This is a genomic window from Bacillus licheniformis DSM 13 = ATCC 14580, assembly GCF_000011645.1.
Classification (GTDB): Bacteria; Bacillota; Bacilli; order Bacillales; family Bacillaceae; genus Bacillus; species Bacillus licheniformis.
Genome location: NC_006270.3, coordinates 162501 through 178878 on the forward strand (window position 1 = coordinate 162501; position 16378 = coordinate 178878).

The 16378-nt window shown below is 45.7% G+C and carries 14 protein-coding genes, 7 tRNA genes and 2 rRNA genes (1 of these 23 running past the window's edge); 14 read left to right on the top strand and 9 right to left on the bottom strand.

Annotated elements, in window-relative coordinates; translation table 11 throughout:
* The 4 genes from TRNA_RS22400 to TRNA_RS22415 all read left to right on the top strand — a co-directional run.
* Nucleotides 1-453, top strand: a 23S ribosomal RNA gene (locus tag TRNA_RS22400) (it extends 2478 nt beyond the left edge of the window).
* A gap of 132 nt (nt 454-585) precedes the next feature.
* Nucleotides 586-701: ribosomal RNA gene (gene rrf, locus TRNA_RS22405) — 5S ribosomal RNA — on the top strand.
* A 42-nt stretch (nt 702-743) separates the two neighbouring features.
* Nucleotides 744-818, top strand: a tRNA-Asn gene (locus TRNA_RS22410).
* Nucleotides 819-820: 2 nt separating this feature from the next.
* Nucleotides 821-893: transfer RNA gene (locus TRNA_RS22415), tRNA-Thr, on the top strand.
* Nucleotides 894-1279: 386 nt separating this feature from the next.
* Here TRNA_RS22415 and TRNA_RS22420 read toward each other — a convergent pair.
* Nucleotides 1280-2449, bottom strand: a complete 1170-nt coding sequence (locus TRNA_RS22420; protein ID WP_003178412.1) for a serine hydrolase domain-containing protein — start codon at nt 2447-2449, stop codon at nt 1280-1282.
* A 174-nt stretch (nt 2450-2623) separates the two neighbouring features.
* On the opposite strand from TRNA_RS22420, the gene TRNA_RS22425 reads away from it, so the two are divergent.
* The 3 genes from TRNA_RS22425 to TRNA_RS22435 all read left to right on the top strand — a co-directional run bounded on the left by TRNA_RS22425 (nt 2624) and on the right by TRNA_RS22435 (nt 4382).
* Complete coding sequence (locus TRNA_RS22425; RefSeq protein ID WP_003178414.1) at nt 2624-2845, top strand: hypothetical protein; 222 nt, start codon at nt 2624-2626, stop codon at nt 2843-2845.
* A 147-nt stretch (nt 2846-2992) separates the two neighbouring features.
* Nucleotides 2993-3934, top strand: a complete 942-nt coding sequence (locus TRNA_RS22430; protein WP_085959545.1) for a bile acid:sodium symporter family protein — start codon at nt 2993-2995, stop codon at nt 3932-3934.
* A 34-nt stretch (nt 3935-3968) separates the two neighbouring features.
* A complete protein-coding gene (locus TRNA_RS22435; protein ID WP_003178418.1) occupies nt 3969-4382 on the top strand; it encodes a DUF5391 family protein in 414 nt (137 codons plus the stop codon).
* A gap of 15 nt (nt 4383-4397) precedes the next feature.
* Here TRNA_RS22435 and TRNA_RS22440 read toward each other — a convergent pair whose 3' ends face one another.
* The 8 genes from TRNA_RS22440 to TRNA_RS22475 all read right to left on the bottom strand — a co-directional run bounded on the left by TRNA_RS22440 (nt 4398) and on the right by TRNA_RS22475 (nt 13765).
* Nucleotides 4398-5267, bottom strand: a complete 870-nt coding sequence (locus TRNA_RS22440) for a PhzF family phenazine biosynthesis protein (protein ID WP_003178421.1) — start codon at nt 5265-5267, stop codon at nt 4398-4400.
* Between the two features lie 105 nt (nt 5268-5372).
* Nucleotides 5373-6602, bottom strand: coding sequence for an exo-beta-N-acetylmuramidase NamZ family protein (locus tag TRNA_RS22445; protein WP_003178423.1), 1230 nt, complete (start codon nt 6600-6602; stop codon nt 5373-5375).
* Complete coding sequence (locus tag TRNA_RS22450; protein WP_011197482.1) at nt 6602-8533, bottom strand: glycoside hydrolase family 3 protein; 1932 nt, start codon at nt 8531-8533, stop codon at nt 6602-6604. The genes TRNA_RS22445 and TRNA_RS22450 overlap by 1 nt, the downstream gene beginning before the upstream one ends.
* 15 nt (nt 8534-8548) lie before the next feature.
* Entirely contained in the window at nt 8549-9907 is a 1359-nt protein-coding gene (pbp4b, locus tag TRNA_RS22455) for a penicillin binding protein PBP4B (RefSeq protein ID WP_025807241.1), read from the bottom strand.
* 55 nt (nt 9908-9962) lie between these two features.
* Nucleotides 9963-11330 (bottom strand): PTS transporter subunit EIIC, encoded by a 1368-nt coding sequence (locus TRNA_RS22460; protein WP_009330334.1) that lies wholly within the window; start codon nt 11328-11330, stop codon nt 9963-9965.
* Between the two features lie 26 nt (nt 11331-11356).
* Entirely contained in the window at nt 11357-12205 is an 849-nt protein-coding gene (locus tag TRNA_RS22465; RefSeq protein WP_003178432.1) for a MurR/RpiR family transcriptional regulator, read from the bottom strand.
* 18 nt (nt 12206-12223) lie between these two features.
* Complete coding sequence (gene murQ / locus TRNA_RS22470; protein ID WP_009330332.1) at nt 12224-13138, bottom strand: N-acetylmuramic acid 6-phosphate etherase; 915 nt, start codon at nt 13136-13138, stop codon at nt 12224-12226.
* 174 nt (nt 13139-13312) lie between these two features.
* Complete coding sequence (locus tag TRNA_RS22475) at nt 13313-13765, bottom strand: DUF523 domain-containing protein (protein WP_009330331.1); 453 nt, start codon at nt 13763-13765, stop codon at nt 13313-13315.
* Nucleotides 13766-13947: 182 nt separating this feature from the next.
* Here TRNA_RS22475 and TRNA_RS22480 point away from each other — a divergent pair.
* From TRNA_RS22480 to sigW, 7 genes are all read left to right on the top strand, one after another.
* Nucleotides 13948-14021: transfer RNA gene (locus TRNA_RS22480), tRNA-Glu, on the top strand.
* A 150-nt stretch (nt 14022-14171) separates the two neighbouring features.
* Nucleotides 14172-14247, top strand: a tRNA-Val gene (locus tag TRNA_RS22485).
* Nucleotides 14248-14305: 58 nt separating this feature from the next.
* A tRNA-Thr gene (locus TRNA_RS22490) sits at nt 14306-14378 on the top strand.
* 8 nt (nt 14379-14386) lie between these two features.
* Nucleotides 14387-14471, top strand: a tRNA-Tyr gene (locus TRNA_RS22495).
* A gap of 4 nt (nt 14472-14475) precedes the next feature.
* Nucleotides 14476-14547: transfer RNA gene (locus TRNA_RS22500), tRNA-Gln, on the top strand.
* 125 nt (nt 14548-14672) lie between these two features.
* Entirely contained in the window at nt 14673-15587 is a 915-nt protein-coding gene (gene rocF / locus TRNA_RS22505) for an arginase (RefSeq protein ID WP_003178436.1), read from the top strand.
* 225 nt (nt 15588-15812) lie between these two features.
* On the top strand, nt 15813-16376 hold the full coding sequence (gene sigW, locus TRNA_RS22510) for an RNA polymerase sigma factor SigW (RefSeq protein ID WP_003178438.1): 564 nt from the start codon (nt 15813-15815) through the stop codon (nt 16374-16376).
* Nucleotides 16377-16378 lie beyond the last annotated feature (2 nt).

The following is a 16378-nucleotide window of genomic DNA, read 5'->3' on the forward strand; positions in this document are numbered from 1 at the left end:
ATAACAGGCTTATCTCCCCCAAGAGTCCACATCGACGGGGAGGTTTGGCACCTCGATGTCGGCTCATCGCATCCTGGGGCTGTAGTCGGTCCCAAGGGTTGGGCTGTTCGCCCATTAAAGCGGTACGCGAGCTGGGTTCAGAACGTCGTGAGACAGTTCGGTCCCTATCCGTCGCGGGCGCAGGAAATTTGAGAGGAGCTGTCCTTAGTACGAGAGGACCGGGATGGACGCACCGCTGGTGTACCAGTTGTTCTGCCAAGGGCATCGCTGGGTAGCTATGTGCGGACGGGATAAGTGCTGAAAGCATCTAAGCATGAAGCCCCCCTCAAGATGAGATTTCCCATTCCTATAAGGAAGTAAGATCCCTGAAAGATGATCAGGTTGATAGGTCTGAGGTGGAAGTGTGGCGACACATGGAGCTGACAGATACTAATCGATCGAGGACTTAACCTAAATATTTGTGAATCGTCTGTCCGTTATCTAGTTTTGAGAGAACACCTCTCAGAAAGCCAAAGGCAAGGAAACTCGGCTAAAGGCCCTCACATCCTGTGAGGAACGCCCAGTACCTTCGTCCTGAAGGCATAGTTTGGTGGCGATAGCGAAGAGGTCACACCCGTTCCCATGCCGAACACGGAAGTTAAGCTCTTCAGCGCCGATGGTAGTTGGGGGCTTCCCCCTGTGAGAGTAGGACGCCGCCAAGCTGTTATATATCTTTACCCTGCATGAATTGAAGCTTTTCTTATTCCGCAGTAGCTCAGTGGTAGAGCTATCGGCTGTTAACCGATCGGTCGCAGGTTCGAATCCTGCCTGCGGAGCCAATGCTTCCATAGCTCAGCAGGTAGAGCACTTCCATGGTAAGGAAGAGGTCAGCGGTTCGAGCCCGCTTGGAAGCTTAAGTGAATACGTTGATATGACAAGGTTTCTCCTGTTGTGGGGAAAGCTTTTTTTGTTTTTGCGATATTTTGCTTTTAGACTTATTGAATGTATAAAAGCAGGCTAAATGCCTGCTTTTATTTTTATCCCCATAAAACGTTCAGTGTGACTTCAAAGACAAGAAGAGACAACATATAACTTGCGTACTTTAACGTATCAGGTTCATGCTGTTTTGAGTCTTTAAAAGTCCATATAAATAATGCAGCAACGCCTATAAAATGGTCACGATTTTGCTAAGCGTTAATAATGACATGACGACCTTCCTTTATATTGAAAATTCATTTATCATCTATCTTCTACATTTATAATTAAAATCCCTTTTAGCTGTAAAAACTTTCTCTGCTGTTCAAAATCCATTTAAAATAGAGAAGATCCGATTATTCACACTGCCAAAAGACTTAATGTTGTTTTGGATGTTTGAAAATAGAATGACGTATCTGCTCCCTGTCAGACTGAAACTGTTTAATATGTTGTAGCCGGGCATGACACCGTGGCTTGAATAGCTTCCTGGAGACACATAAAAGCCCATGCCGTATGTTGCTTTATTCGGCGTAAACATTTTCATAAAACTTTCATTGGAAATGATTTTTCTTTCGTAAAGTGCTTTATCAAACAAATACATGTCATAAGCGGTCATATAAATATCACCGGCCCCGTAAAGCTGTGATAAATCCGGCATGTCAGGCGTATAAAGCTTTTTTTGCAGGTTTAATTTATATCCTGTCGATGGATTTGACTCTTTAGCAAATGTTTTATAAAAGCCTGCATGTTTCATACCGGCAGGTTTAAAAATATGCTTTTTGATGTATTGGTCGACTGGTTCACCGCTTACCATGGAAACAATGTATGCCAGAACCGAGTAATTGGAGTCTCTATAATCCCATTTCCCTGTTGGGTATTTTACACCCCGTTTTTCGATATCTTTAATTAAATCTTCCGGCGAAATATATCCGCGGCCTTCTTTGTGACCCCTAATTCCGGATGTGTGCGTCAAGAAATGATAAAGGGTGATCTTTGAGCCGTTTGGAAAATTGGGAAGATACTTAGAAACAGGGTCATTTACAGATAGCAATCCTTTTTCCTCCAGCTGTAAAATTGCCGTTGCAATAATCGCTTTTTGTGATGACCCCACATAAAAGACGGTATCTGGTGTATTGGGAACCATTTCCTCGCGGTTTGCATATAAATACCCTTTGCTTGTCACCACTTTTCCATCTTCTACGATCAATGCTGTGCCGCTGAATCCAATGCTTTTCAAATATTGATCCAATTGAGCATTATCATTTTTTGTGACGATTTTGCTCTTTTTTGTTTCATTTTGTGTTGGCTTTTTCTTTGCTTCAGGCTGTGCCTTTTTTTCAGTTGCTTGCAATTGGTTTTCCTGGTGATCTCGCATACCGCTTGGAAGTGCAAGATAAATTAATCCACAAACAACCAAAAAGGAAAATATGATAAGCCTTCTTTTTGTTTTCTGCTTTTTTCTTTTCTTTATTCGCGTTCTGTATGTTCTTGCCATGTCGGGTACTCCTTCTTTTATATGTGACGTATTTACTGACGCAATAACCCCTTAAAAAGTTTCTTCAAAATGCTAATATTTTCATACATGAACTCGAATAATGCCAAAATTTACATTTTGTTTACACTTGATCAAGAACAAATGTTCGTATAAAATAGAATGTGAGGTGAGACGATGAATAAGCTGTTGTATCGTTCCATGGAAGACGGCATTCCGGTAGAAATCATATACATGAAAAAAAGCGGTTTTTCTAAGCGGGCGATTCTTGTGAAAGAAATAAAAAACGGTTATGTGAAAGCATTTTGCTTCCAAAAACAACAGATCAGAATGTTTAAAATAGAGTCCATTTTGTCCGTGTTCCCATATAAAAAAAGAAATTCAGCCCATTATGCTTAAAAGCTTCACCATCATCCTGCCTTCTTTCTGTATTCCCTTCCTGTTTTGATATTCCATCTTTTGTTATAATGAATGTAAATTCGATTTAAAGAGAGCGGGCGTTTTACATCTATGCTTCAGACAATCAATAAAACACTTGGTAAGATTATGCCTTTGCTGACGCCTTTAAGCGTTGTCAGCGGAGTACTGCTTGCAGATTATTTAAATGGGCTGGCGAGTCTTGTGCCGTGGATTTTTGCGTTTATGACGTTTGCCGGCAGCCTGGGAGCAAATTTTCAGTCGCTGAAAACAGCGGTGGCTCATCCCTTGCCGATGTTTCTCGCTTTATTTGTTTTGCACATATTTATGCCTGTTTTGGCATGGAGCACGGGGCATCTTGTGTTTAGCGGGGATTCATTGACGATTACAGGGCTTACCCTTGGTGTTGTCATTCCGACGGGTATTACGAGCATGATTTGGGCTGCAATGTATAAAGGTAACATCGGTTTAACCCTGTCAATTATTTTAGTGGACACGATTCTTTCGCCTTTTATTGTTCCATTCAGTCTTTCCATCTTGGCCGGGGCGCATGTTGAAATGGATGTCATCGGCATGATGAAGGGGTTAGTTGGAATGATTGTGATTCCTTCTTTATTGGGAATGCTCGTCAATCAATTTTCAACGCCGGAGCGGACAGTGCGATTAAGCGCAAATTGTGCTCCGTTTTCGAAAGTCGGGTTAGCCGCCGTAGTGGCGATTAACAGCTCGGTGGTCGCTCCTTACCTTAAAAACGTCGATTTAAAGTTTTTAACGATAGCCGTTACGGTCTTTTTGGTGGCATTTACAGGCTACCTGACAGCTTGGCTGATAGGACGGCTGATGAAGCGGCCCCAGGAGGAAATCGTGGCTTTAATTTTTACTGGAGGAATGCGGAATATTAGCGCGGGCGCTGTGTTGGCCACTAGCTTTTTTCCGCCTCAAGTGGCGGTGCCCGTTGTCATTGGCATGCTGTTCCAACAGATTCTGGCCGCGCTGTTTGGGCATTTGCTTGCAAGAAGCGAGCTGAAAAAAGCGCATCATTTGGACAAAAAGACGAGTCTGCCCTCATAGTTGGCAGACTCAGATCTTGCGGGAGTTAAATATAATGAAAACCAATAGAGTAAGTGTAATGATCTGGACTTTAATCTCCGCTTTTCTGTTTTGTTCTATGATAGTCGCAGCTTCACTTTCTCCGCTCGCTCATTCAGGCCCTCATGCTAATGAGTTTGGCACTTTGGGGATGTGGGCGGCAATCGGAACCGTTTTGCTCTTTTATATGCTGCCCCTCGCTGTTTATATGGCCGGGTTTGATGCAATGAAGTTTGTAATGGCTGTTCTTTGCGGAATTGGGTTAATCATCACGCTGACTATGAGTCCAGTGTTTGTGTTGATTGGCGCTATTGGCGGAAATGCTTCTGCATTACTGGGTGTCGCAGGTCTTTGCGTTCTGTTAGCGATTGTGAATGTGATTTGGCTAGTGGTTGCTTTTCGCCGGACGTCAGCAAGTGCCTCTTTCTGATATTCAAAGTTGTGTTCAAATTTGCCAACTTCCTTTAGCGATCAGGTGGACGTTTCCCCCGACGTGAATTTCTGTGCTGTTTTCCGTTATTTGGGCTTCAAGATGAAGCAGGGAAGGGCGGTTTATTTCAAATCCTTGTTCAGCCCTTATGCTGAGGTAGTGTTGATTAAAATAGCCGTGATGCAGTAAATACCCTGCGAGACCCCCGATTGCGCTTCCTGTTGCCGGATCTTCAGGAACGCTGAAACAGTCGCAAAATACTCGTGCATTGATGTGGTTTTGTTCATGATATGTTTCGGTAGTAAAAACGAGCAGACTTGCTTCTGTTTCTTTCATGAAAGCTTCAAACCGATCCTTGTTGATTTTGCATTTTTTAACTGCATTTAACGAGTTTAACGGTACGATAACCGCTGGAAGCCCTGTAGAAACCTCCTGTATCGGGAAATTCGAATCCATATCAGATGTGTCGATTCCAATTACCCCCGCCATCATTTCTTTATCAAAGGTTCGGTTAAACACGGGCGGATTTTGCTTCATCCAAATGATTTGATCAGCACCTTTTTCAAACGTCACCGGTATTGCGCCTGCTGTTACATTTAAAATGACATTAGAAGATGGTTCAGTTTCGATTTCATTCTTAATGATAAACGCTGTGCCCAGCGTTGGATGTCCTGCAAACGGAATTTCTTTTTCCGGGGTGAAGATTCGGACATCGTACCCGCCGTTTCCCTGTTTTCCCAATATAAAAGTAGTCTCGGAAAAATTGATTTCCCTGGCTATTTTTTGCATTTCATCACTTGATAGGTTCTTTTCTGCTTTAAAAACAGCGAGCTGGTTTCCTGTATATTTTGTTTCTGCAAACACATCCACAAGATAAAAATCCATCTGAAGTATCTCCCCTCTAATAAGACGCAGTTTCACATATCTTACATGAGATGGGAATGATTGAACAGTCTAATCAAAAATAAAGAAGAGCGGCTCCCGCTCTTCCTAATAAAGCAAATACTTCTTTCTGATATTCATAAACCGTTTTTGCTCTGCTTCGTATTTTTTGGCGATTTCATCAATTGAAGCGCCTTGCTCAATCATTGTTTTGACCCATCCGTTCCCGATCAGACGGTTGAAATTGCCTGAAGGGAGGAACTCAAAGTCGTCCGGGTAGAGGTCATGGACGGTTTTGATGATCGCAATACCGGTATTTACAGGCTTAAAAGCGGACCTGTTGGTCACGTAAAGCTCCACCCCGTGGCACAGTTTATTCTGATGCTTTGAAAATGTCGGATTGAAGGAGGCGGCTCTGAATCTGACGCCAGGCAGCTTCAGACCGTTTAATTTTTCGGCGAGCTCCGTACTTTTCATGTAAGGCGCACCAATCAATTCAAATGGCTTTGTCGTGCCCCTTCCCTCTGACATGTTGGTTCCTTCAATTAAACCTGTGCCCGGGTAGACGATGCTCGTATCCGGCGTCGGCATGTTCGGGGAAGGCAGGACGAAAGGAAGACCGGTGTCTTCAAAGAACATCTGCCGCTTCCAGCCTTTCATTTTTATGACGGTTAGGTCGGCTCCGATGTTAAATTCATCATTAAACAGCTTTGCCAATTCTCCTGCCGTCATTCCGTGACTTAGAGGGACGGGATACATTCCGACAAATGAAGAATAATCCGGATCTAGGACAGGCCCTTCAACTTTTAAGCCGTTTTGCGGGTTTGGGCGGTCAAGGACGATGAATGGAATATCATTTTCTTTTGCCGCTTCCATCGCATATGCCATAGTGTAAATGTAAGTGTAAAACCGTGTTCCGACATCTTGGATATCAAATAGCAGGACGTCAACGTTTTTCAACATCTCCGGTGTCGGCTTTCTCGTATCTCCGTAGAGGCTGTAGACGGGGAGACCGGTTTTTTCATCAATATAAGAGTCAACCTTGTCACCGGCTTGAGCGTCTCCTCTTACACCGTGCTCTGGACCATAGAGAGCGGTCAGCTCAATACCGGGGGCTTGGTGAAGCAAATCGATGCTGCTTGTTAATGTCGAATTGACACCGGTTGGATTTGTAATGAGACCGACCCTTTTTCCTTTTAATATGCTTTTTTTGTTCATGAGCACTTCAATACCCGGTGAGACCTTTGCTTTTTTTTCTTTGTCCGGAAAGGCAGCTGCTGCGGTTAGTGTACTGAAGACAAACATTCCAGCAAGCAGCCAGATTGCTTTTTTTCCCATCATGACCCTCCTTTGTGAAGCGGCTTGCCGTTTTTAATATTCAATCCGTAGCCATACGGGTAAAGGGTTTCCCCGGGGCGCGTGACTGAAGGAATGTCTACGGGCAATGTTCCTTTAGGCTTTGCCTTTCCGAAAATGGCTTCCACTCCGGCCGGGATATTCGGCTGCCTGAAGCGTCCGTTTGCATAGCCTTTAAAGCCGTATACCGCAATCACGGCTTCGGCTTCTTCAAAATTTGCCGTGTCATAAGGGTTTCTCAGGCTCATTAAGACGAATTTTTTTCCGTTGGCCTGCGCGTATTTCATGGCGGCGCGCGGAAAAGCGGTTGCCCACTTGCTTGAGTCTTGAATGCTGTCATCAATGACACCGTCGTTCACAACCGGATCGTTTTTGATGACGTATGATCCTGTGATGACATAATCGGCTTCGTCAATTTTCTTTTGAATCTCTTCCTCAAACGTTTTTTCTGCAAAGCGGTATTCGACTACCTTGATGTTTTTCCTTATTTTGCTGATGGTCTTTGCGATTGCTGCTGTTTGCTCTTCATATGGAGCGAGAATGAGGACGGTGTCCCCTTTTTTCGGTTTAAACGGCAGGGTGCTTTTGTCGTTTTTAAGGATAGTGGCGCTATCCCTTGCCATTTTCTTTTCGTATTTCATGTGTTTGCTGCTGCCGACCGTTTTCAAGGCGTATTTGATTTTTTTCTGAAGCGGTTCGGAGCCGGTGTGATCTATGATGCCTCGGTCTATTTTTAATTGAAGGATTCGCTCCACCGACTGATCGATTTGTTCCATGGGGATATCCCCATTTTTAACGGCTGTCAGAAGAGCTTCGAATACACGCGCCAGATTTTTTTCGGTCTCAAGCGATGTGACTTGCGCGGGCATGAGTGCGATGTCGACTCCTGCTTTAACAGCCATGACGACGGCTTCCTCCTGTCCGAAATTATCAGAAATGGCTTTCATATTTAAAGCGTCTGTTACAACAACGCCCTTAAAGCTGAGATCTTTGCGGAGAAGGTCTGTCATGACTTTTTTGGAAAGCGTAGCAGGCACCATGATGTCCTCGCCGTCTTTTTTGCTTTTATAGGTAGTATCGTCAAAGGCGGGGAACTGGACATGCGCTGTCATGATCATGTCAATACCTGCATCGATCGCCTTTTGAAATGGCGCAAGTTCAACACTTCTCAGCCTTTTTTCATTATGCGGAACAAGCGGCAATCCGTAATGACTGTCAACCGCTGTATCGCCGTGTCCGGGAAAGTGCTTTGCTGTGGCGATCATTTGCTCGTCCTGAAGGCCCTTCATCATCTGGATGCCGAGCTTTGAAGTCAGCTCAGGCTTGGAACTGAAAGAACGGACGCCGATGACAGGGTTGTCGGGATTGTTGTTGACATCAAGTACAGGACTGAAATTCACGTTAATGCCCAGTGATGATAATTCTTTTCCGATGATTTTTCCTGATCTGAAGGCGTTTTTGCTGCTTCTCGATGCTCCGACTGCCATATTGCCGGCCAGGTTTGTGCCTGATTCGAGTCTCGTGACAATCCCGCCTTCCTGATCGATCGTGATAAAGAGCGGAATGTCAGGGCTCGCTTGTTGCAGGCCGTCCGTTAACCGTACAGTCTGCTCTGTGCCTGTGACGTTTTCAGCAAAAAGAATGACGCCCCCGAGCCGGTATTTTTCAATGATTCCAGCAACTTCGTCATTCATTTCTGTTAATCCTTTGGCGCTCGATTCCCCTTTTTTCTTCCAGTTTCTAAAGTCAGGCATCAGCATTTGCCCGATTTTCTCTTCAAGCGACATGCTGCTGACCATTTGTTTGATGTTTTGTTCCGGACGCTGTTTTGCTTCTGCTTCGCGAGCGGCCGGCTGCAAAGCGAGAGACGATAACAGCAATGCAATCAACGCGCATTGAAGAAATCTTTTCATATAAAGGGTCGCCTCCTATTGGTGATGTAACGCCTCGTAAACAGCTGTAATGACGCTGCCGTACTTTCCGGTTGCAAATTCATCACCTTCGAATTGATTCGGGTTTTCTTTAGGGTTGATAACAGGAGAGTGCTTTTTATTGGTTAACAACACAATGCCGATTTGATACACGGGATCAATGATAGTAACCGTTCCCGTCCAGCCGGTATGGCCATATGCTTTGCTGCTGGCGTGCTTGCCGAACATCCACTCCATATCGGTATTGCCGTTGAGCCGCCATCCTAGTCCATATGTGGGATTTGTTTTTGACGGCTCTGTAAATTGTGAAATGACAGAACTGCTGAATAGATGCTGTCTTCCGTAACCGCCGCCGTTCAGCATGACTTGAAGGAGCACTGCTGCGTCGTCAACGGTGGAAAACAGGCCGGCATGCCCAGAAACGCCTTCCATTGAATAGAATGCTTTTTCATCGTGGACTTCCCCCTGAAGTGTGTAAGTTCTGATGTTTGGGAACGAAATGGTGCCGTCTCTGGTGTTTCCCAATCGTTCCGTAGCTGCAAAATGCGACCGTTTAAAGCCCTTTTGGAGCGGATTAAACAAAGTATGCCGCAATCCGAGAGGCCGGTAAAACCGGTTTTCAACAAAGGTATCTAAACGCTCGTTTGTGATTTTTTCAATGATCAGCCCGAGGAGCATATAGTCGATGTCACTGTAAATTTGCTTTGTGCCGGGTTCATATGCCAAGGGGGTTTTCACAAGATATTCAAGCGTTTTGCTCCGTGATTGAGAGTAGAGGTGTCCGGCTGATTTCGGGTCGTAATAATTCCAGCTTGCAGGGAAGCCTGCGTTATGATGAAGCAAATCAATCACGCGGAGCCGGTTTTTTCCCTTTACATCGTCTTCCGGGTGATCTTTGAAATCAGGGAGATATTGAGAAATGTTTTTGTTCAAGTCAAGCTTTCCGGTGCTCACTAAATGCTGCAAGGCAAAATTGACGGCATACATTTTTGTATTGGAGGCTAGGTCGAACATCGTGTTTGCTTTCATTTTTTTTGGATGTTTGAGCGCTATGAGGCCGTTGTATTTCTGCTTGTAGCCGTAGACTTCTTTTTTGATGATTTTTCCGTCTTTAATCAAAATAAGGGCAGCGCCGGGAAAGCCCGCTTTGACATCCTGTTCGATCAGACGGTCCACAGCTTTAAGCTTTTTCGAAGAAAAACCGGCTTCTTCAGGCGTTTTCGCTTTCGTTAAAACAGGATATGTCAGCCGCTGTTTTGTCTCGTTCCCGATGGCAGTCTGTGCTGTGGACGGAAGCGGAAAAAAGCATGTCAGCAGCAATAGGGACGCGGCCGCACTGATCATAAACTTTTTCAGCTTGCTTCACTCCTTTCTGTTAAAAATTGCATAGTGGGAAATTTTAAACAAACGTTTAATCAAATTCAACTGCCATATCGTCCTTGAAACCAAAGGAGTATGTTAAGACAAAGCCGGCAGCATAGGAAATAAACAAACCGAGAATATACAAAAGAACTTGGTGGGTATGAACCAAAAACGACAAAGGGAGCCCTGATACGCCTATCGATACGGTCGCAATTTTGAAATACGCTTGAAATGCTCCGCCTACTCCGGCCCCGAGGCACGCGGTTAAAAACGGACGTCCGAGCGGAAGGGTTACACCGAATATGAGCGGTTCGCCGATGCCGAGCAGGCCTGACGGCAGTCCGCCGGCAATGGCTCTTTTTAGCTTTGCTTTTTTCGTTTTGAAATAGATCGCAAAAGCGGCGCCTACTTGTCCTGCGCCCCCCATGGCCAAAATCGGCAGCAGCGGGTCATCGCCGATTGAATTGATTAATTCCATATGAACGGGTGTCAGTCCTTGATGAAGTCCGGTTACGACGAGCGGAAGGAAGGTGGCGCCCAGTACAAAGCCGGCGATAATGCCCCCAAGATCTAAGATGGCGAGAAGACCTGACGTAATGGCGTCGGAAATCAAGCCGCCGACAGGCATGAAGACAACGTAGGTGACGATTCCTGTGATAAGAAGGGAGACTGTAGGTGTGATGATGATGTCGAGTGAGTGAGGTACAAGGCGCCTGACCCGTTTTTCGAGAAAAGCGATAAATGCAGCTGCGAATAAAATGCCGATTAAACCGCCGCGTCCCGGCAAAAGCGCTTCACCGAAAAGTGAAATTTCACCAACGGCGGGGTTAATGATTAAAATACCGGCTAATCCGCCGAGTGCGGGGGAGCCGCCGAATTCTTTCGCCGTATTGATCCCCACCAGGATACCCAAATACGTAAATAGACCTGAGCCTATTACCGTTAAAATAATCGCGGTTTGTGAGGTTTCCGCGAGCCAGCCAGCCTGGATAACGGCTTTGGTGATTCCGGTAATCAAGCCTGAGGCGACCAAAGCGGGGATCAGCGGTATAAAAATGCTTGCGATTCGCCGGAGAAACAGCTTGAAAGGCGTCGCGTTTTTCTTGGAAATCTCCGCTTTATGTTTGGCTGCGGATTCTTTTAAGTCAACGTGTTCTGCGGATTTAAGCAGCTTCCCGAACTCGTCTGATACGTGCTGTACAACGCCTGTGCCGAGGATAATCTGAAGCGTTTCCTCCTCAACTACGCCGATCACGCCTTCAAGCGCTTTGATCGAGTCGATGTCGGTTTTTTGACTGTTGACAGGCGTGATGCGCAGGCGCGTCATACAGTGGGTATGATCTGCGACGTTAGACGGGCCGCCGATGTGTTGTAAAATCAGTCTTGCCAGCCCGGCATATTTTTTCTCATCGCTCATTTTATATCCCCCTTTTTTACAATTCGCTAAATTCCCATCATGCGGATGGCCGCTTTTGTTTGATCAATATACTGAATGATGTCCTCGTAGCGCTCTGCGGCCATGCCTAAAAACAGTAAGTCAATCATGTAAAGCTGAGTTAAACGAGAGGAGGTGGCGGCGCTGCGAAACGGCGCTTCATTTGAGCATGACGTATACAGGGCGATATCGCTTAATGAAGCGACAGCAGACTGTCCCAACCGCGTCAGCCCAATGGTTTTAATACCATGTTTTTTGGCGAGCCTGACTGCATTGGCGATTTCCTGTGTTTCTCCTGAATGGGATATAGCAAACAGAACGTCATTCTCGCCGGCATTGGCGATTAATGTCGCAACAAGATGCATATCACTAAAAGCGGTGGCCTTTTTATTGATGCGCAAAAATTTCTGCTGGGCGTCTTGTGCGACGATTCCTGAAGCCCCGATCCCGCAAAAATGAACCGTTTCTGCGTTGATCAATATTTGAATCGCTTTTTGAAGTTCTTCGTGGTCAATGTTTTCAAAGGTATCGCGAATCGCCTGAATCGAATTGCTGGTTGTTTTTTGAACGATTGAATGGAGCGGCTCCTGCGGTTCGATATCCCGGTATCCCTGATCAGACGGCTTCATTAAATCACCGGCGACTCTCATTTTTAAATCTTGAAAGCCTTTCAGCCCCAAAGATTTGCAGAGCCGTATCGCCGCCGCCCCGCTTGTCTTTGCCGAAGAGCTCACCTCCTGAATGGTGCCGTTTACGATCTCGTGGGGGTTTTTCAAAATGTATTCGGCAAGCTTTCGTTCAGATTGCGGCAATTTGTGAAGCATATTCTGAATGATTTCCAATCCTCCTGCAGCCATTGTTTCTTCCTTTCTTATTTAAGATTTTTCATAAATGGATAGGGCCTTTTCAATATCGCCTTCTGATTTCTCCAGCAGTTTTTCTGCAGCGGCTGCATCTTCGTTTGTTTTCAGCATGATGATGGCGGTTTTGACTTGGTTATTGGACATTTCCAATGCTTGCGCCGCTGTTTCATTTGGCATACCTGTGACCGTTTGGATGATGCGGATCGCCCGCTCCTTTAATTTGTCATTGCTTACTTTTACATCTACCATGAGGTTTTCATAGACTTTCCCCATTTTGATCATGGCCGCCGTTGAGATCATGTTTAAAATCATTTTATGAGCGGTTGCGGCTTTCATTCTCGTCGATCCGGCAATGACTTCAGGGCCGACGACTACTTCTATGCTGTGATCTGCCGCCTGGCTGATCGCCGAGTTTTCATTGCATGTCAGCGATATGGCCTTGGCACCTGTTTTCTTGGCATACTTCAGGGCGCCTAGGACGTACGGAGTTCGGCCGCTGGCGGCGATTCCGATTACGGTATCATTGTTTGAGAGGTTAACGGCTTCTAAATCCCGTCTGCCAAAAGCCTCATGATCTTCAGCGCCTTCGACGGCATTGTACAAAGCTTTTTCTCCCCCTGCAATGATGCCTATGACCGACTCGGGAGATATGCTGAATGTCGGCGGGCATTCAGCTGCATCAAGTACGCCGAGCCTCCCGCTTGTACCGGCACCGATGTAGATGATCCGTCCCCCTTTCTTTAACGACCCGACGGCGTAGTCAACGGCGGTCTTAACATCGGGCAAGACTTCTTGTACAGCTTCGGCTACCGTTTTATCTTCATCATTCATGATTTTCAACATATCGATCGTTTCTGCCTGGTGAATGCGCTTGGATCTTTCATTGCGGCGTTCGGTCGTTAAGGAACCTAAATGGCTGTTTTCCATCGACAAATCCTCCTGATCATAAAATGCATATATTTCTCAATTTTCAGTATATTATGGCTGAAATATAATTTCAATAACAAAAGATAAATATTAAAATTTTGTTTCAATTAGGTTCTAAACATCTGAACGCCGAAATAAAATAAAGCGCAGATGAACTGCGCTTATGTCCTGGTACTACAGCTCGTCTATTTGATGTTCGGAAATCACACGGAAGCCTTCTTTTTTCAGAAGTGCCGCCGTAAGGCCGTTGCCGGCTATTTTTTTGCTTGAGAAACTTCCATCGTATATATGGCTGCTGCCGCAAGACGGGCTGTTTTCCTTCAGCACGATCGTATCAGCCTTGATTTGCCTTGCCATCTCCAATGTTTGATATGCCCCTTTTACATATAGGTCTGTTACGTCATTTCCCGATTGTGTCTTGATCACCGCTTTGCCGTCTAAAACGTCTTCTCCCGTCCCGCCTATAATTTCGGCCGGTTCCCTTGGTGTTTGAAATCCGCCGAGCAGCTCGGGACAAGCCATCACCGCTTTTTTTTCTTCAACGAGCTTATTGATTTTTTCGACATAGCTGTGCGAACCGTTATAGCGGCATTCCACTCCGGCCAGACATGAACTTACCAGTATCATTATTCGGTCCCCTCTCTTGCACATCAGATAGCCCTATTTTAAACAAAATTTCCGCGCTTTTCTCAATCTCTATGATAAAAAATTTGAAAATAAAAATTTTAATTTACCTCTTTACAAATGGGGAGGAACCTGTATATAATAACTTTTGTCAGCTTTACGAGAGTTGCTTGAAACACGGTGATGGCCCGTTGGTCAAGTGGTTAAGACACCGCCCTTTCACGGCGGTAACACGGTTCGAATCCCGTACGGGTCACCATTCTTTTTTGGACGGCACGCTGGGAAAAGGAAGGCATGCTAAAGGGAGTAACATTCTGTTGCAACGCGCACTTGTACTTCAAATGCAAGGAAGGCATGCTAAAAGCGCAACGTCCTGTTGCAACGCATGCACTTGTACGTCCTGTACTTCGGAGGATTAGCTCAGCTGGGAGAGCATCTGCCTTACAAGCAGAGGGTCGGCGGTTCGATCCCGTCATCCTCCACCATTTTTCGAAGCGGTTTTAGACACAACTGCGCCGGTAACTGCATAAGATACCGTATCATGCCGGTCTAGCTCAATTGGTAGAGCAACTGACTTGTAATCAGTAGGTTGGGGGTTCAAGTCCTCTGGCCGGCACTGTTTTTGGAGGGGTAGCGAAGTGGCTAAACGCGGCGGACTGTAAATCCGCTCCCTCAGGGTTCGGCGGTTCGAATCCGTCCCCCTCCACCATTATTGGGCTATAGCCAAGCGGTAAGGCAACGGACTTTGACTCCGTCATGCGCTGGTTCGAATCCAGCTAGCCCAGTTTTTGGACATCCTGCTCGGATGTCCTTTTTATTTTGTCTTTTTTGTATAACTATTCAAAAAAATGTCTTGTTGAGTCAATTCCGAATCGGAAGGTACAATGAAGGTCTGAAAGGGGGATATCATATGTTAAAACAGCAGATTTCAATGATCGGCGTGCCGATGGATCTTGGACAGCTGAGGCGGGGAGTCGATATGGGACCGAGCGCGATTCGCTGTGCAGGTGTTAATGAACGGCTGGAATGTCTTTGTCAGGATATTGAAGACCTCGGCGATATGACGATCGGGCAAAGAGAGGATGAGAAAGAAGGCGGGGAGCCGGCATCTGAAGAGCTAAGAAATTTGAAAGCGATTACAAAAGCGAGTGTAAAACTTGCTGAGACTGTCGATAATATCGTAGCTTCTGGCGCTTTTCCGCTCGTGCTGGGCGGTGACCACAGCATTGCGATCGGAACGCTTGCCGGCCTTGCGAAGCATTATCAAAACCTGGGTGTGATCTGGTATGACGCCCATGCCGATTTAAATACAAAAGAAACGTCTCCCTCAGGCAACATTCACGGCATGCCGCTCGCCATCAGCCTGGGAATCGGCCACGAAGGGCTGACCGCCATCTATGGAAAAGAAGCTAAAATTAAAGCGGAGAACATCGTCATCATCGGTGCGAGGTCACTTGATGACGGGGAAAAAGAATTGATTCGCGACAAAGGGATCAAAGTATATACGATGCATGAAATCGACCGCCTCGGCATGACAAGGGTGATGGAAGAAACGATAGACTATTTGCGAGGCAGGACGGACGGTGTCCATCTGTCACTCGATTTGGACGCGCTTGATCCGAACGATGCACCGGGTGTCGGAACTCCGGTAGCAGGAGGCATCAGCTACAGGGAAAGCCATCTGGCTATGGAAATGCTTGAGGAATCGAAGCTGATTACGTCCGCCGAGTTTGTCGAAGTAAACCCGATATTGGATGAGAAAAACAGGACGGCGGAAGCGGCTGTAGCCTTAATGGGATCGCTGTTTGGCGAAAAGCTGCTTTAGGTGCAGTTGAAGAGCGGCTTCAGGCTGCTCTTTTTTATGATAGAAGTCTCAACTTCATAATATTTATGATGTATAATAATTTTAAGCTAATATTAAGCGCATGAACCCTGTCAAAGCATCTACACCCTGCCAAAAATTTGATAAACTATTTTTATGAATTTAATGAAACCTTATAAAAACCAATTCGTATACATAAAGACCGGTGAAGGCAGAGGTTAGATAAATATGGAAACAATGATTAAAAAAAGAATCAAACAGGTGAAAAAAGGCGATCGTAACGCATTTGCAGACATCGTGGATATTTACAAAGACAAAATTTATCAGCTTTGCTACCGTATGCTCGGCAATGCGCATGAGGCGGAAGATATTGCGCAGGAAGCGTTTATCAGAGCATACGTGAATATCGACAGTTTTGATATCAACCGGAAATTTTCCACATGGCTTTATCGAATCGCAACCAATTTGACCATCGATCGTATCCGTAAAAAAAAGCCGGACTATTACTTGGATGCAGAGGTGGCAGGGACTGAAGGACTGACAATGTATTCCCAGGTTGCGGCGGATGTTGCGCTTCCAGAGGATGAAGTGGTTTCTTTGGAGCTGCACAGCACCATCCAGGAAAAAATCTTAAGGCTTCCCGATAAATACAGGACGGTCATCGTATTAAAGTACATTGATGAGCTTTCACTCATTGAGATCAGTGAAATCCTCAATATTCCCGTAGGTACGGTGAAAACGAGGATACACAGGGGCAGAGAGGCTCTCAGAAAACAATTAAGGGATCTTTAAGT